Here is a 1,936-nt window from a genome sequence, read left to right on the forward strand (position 1 = left end):
ACCATTTCAGGTAGCAAGTAAACAGCTAATATCTTTTAGGAGTTATTCCATGGAAAACATGTTTAAACGTACGCTACTTGGTGTTGCAATCGCAACGGCAGCAATGGGTTCAATTTCAGCTCATGCCGCAGACGCAGATGCTGTTGCTGTTGAAAAGCTTAAAGAGTCATTTTCATACGAAGTTTATGGTGTTATTGCTATGCAAGCACTAACTCGTGATTATAACGAAGCTGGTAAAGCTCTTTGGGGTGAAGATAGTAATTGGAAACTAAATAATGAGTCGCGTATTGGTTTCCGTGGCGACAAGGATTTTGCTAACGGTCCAAAATTTATTTGGCAGATTGAATCCGGCTATGTTGGCGGTAGCAGCGCTGCTCCAGGTGCTGATGGTAAATTAGGTGTACGTGATACATTTGTAGGCTTTGAAGGTGATAGCTGGGGTAAAATCCGTATTGGTCGTGTTCTTACTCCTATTTATGAAATCATCGACTGGCCAGGATCTAACCCTGGTCTAGGTGATGTTTATGACTGGGGTTATGGTATTGCTGGAGCTCCTTATCAAGATCGTCAATCTGACACTGTACGTTGGGATTCACCAACATGGGGTGGCTTTAGTGTTGATCTAGCATTTGGCCGTGGTGATGCTGTTGCTGAATCAAATAGCAACTGGGGCGGTGCTGCTGCGCATTATACAATTGGTCCTGTAACATTGCAGGCTGCATATGAGCGTAATCATTCTTCAGAGTGGGTTAATGATACTTATCTAGTGGGTGCGCAAGGTAACTTTGAAAACGGTTTAGGCTTTTTTGCTCAGTACAAGATGATGGAAGCTGATGCACAAGTTGCTGGTACCGCTGATGAGAGCCAAAACGCATATACTGCAGGTATAATGTATAACATTGCTGATTACCAGTTTAAAGTCGGTTACGCGGCAAATGAAGATTTAGAACGTGGTGGTAAGAAAGTTGCTTATACGGACGATTCTGTAATTTCAGGTCAGGTGATGTACTTTATCGATCCATCTGCAGTTGTATATACTCGTGTTCGTCATGTAGAACGTGCCGATGAAGCTAAGAATCGTGTTGATAATAAGAACCCAGAGTTCATGGAGTACTCTGTAGGTGTTGAATACTACTTTTAATTAATAACTTATCAGTTAAGGTAATAAAGAACGAGCATATTGCTCGTTCTTTTCTTAAGTGTAAAACAGGATACTTTTATGAAAAAAATAATTTGTAGTGTACTGCCATTGGTATCGCTGTTCTCTAGTAACATTTATGCTGATGTGAAATTAGAATCATCGAAAGAAACAAATATTCTTGTTGTAAATGGAAAGGAAGAAGGATGGTCTTTTATAAAAGGGACTAATGAAGTAGTTTTACCTAATGGTGAAAATCAAATATTATTCAACATAGGTGCAGTCGTATTAGATGATGCAGCTAAAAAGAAATTTAATTCAATACCATTATTAATTAAGTTTGATGTAAAAGATATTAAATTAGTTCTAGAGTACCCAAAAATCAGAACATTAGAACAAGCAGAATCTTTTGATAAATCGCCTAAAATAACATTAAAAAACAGTGCAGGTGATGAGGTTAAATTTGAATATATTCAATTAAATAAATCTGGTTTACAAAACTTTAGAGATTACGCAAGAGAAGTAGCTGATTATAATAAGACCGGAGGTATTGCATCAATTGGTTATATGGAAACTATGGTTATAAATCCAACAACGTCTTCCTCTGTTTCTGCGTCATCTCCTGCTGCAAAAATGAAATTCTTAAAAAATGCATTTATTGGTTTATCTGAAGAAGAAAAACAAGAATTTATGACGTGGGGCCTAAAGAATTTATAGTTTTAAGTATAAGTTTACTTGATATATTTTATAAGTTACCTCTATCTATGAGTTAGAGGTAATTATTTCAGATTTGTAGTA

General features: G+C 36.9%; 2 protein-coding genes. Both read left to right on the forward strand.

Features of this window, described 5'->3' with window-relative positions; translation table 11 throughout:
- The first annotated feature begins 49 nt into the window (after positions 1 to 49).
- Complete coding sequence (locus tag I3255_RS13930) at positions 50 to 1,141, forward strand: porin (RefSeq protein WP_238055683.1); 1,092 nt, start codon at positions 50 to 52, stop codon at positions 1,139 to 1,141.
- A gap of 78 nt (positions 1,142 to 1,219) precedes the next feature.
- Positions 1,220 to 1,855, forward strand: a complete 636-nt coding sequence (locus I3255_RS13935) for a DUF2057 domain-containing protein (RefSeq protein WP_238039343.1) — start codon at positions 1,220 to 1,222, stop codon at positions 1,853 to 1,855.
- Positions 1,856 to 1,936 lie beyond the last annotated feature (81 nt).

It is taken from the genome of Psychrobacter sp. Ps6, assembly GCF_022129235.1.
Lineage (GTDB): Bacteria > Pseudomonadota > Gammaproteobacteria > Pseudomonadales > Moraxellaceae > Psychrobacter.

Bases quoted from the DNA above. Each gene is read 5' to 3' on its own strand.
- I3255_RS13930 (WP_238055683.1), top strand. From the start codon at position 50: ATGGAAAACATGTTTAAACGTACGCTACTTGGTGTTGCAATCGCAACG.
- I3255_RS13935 (WP_238039343.1), top strand. From the start codon at position 1,220: ATGAAAAAAATAATTTGTAGTGTACTGCCATTGGTATCGCTGTTCTCT.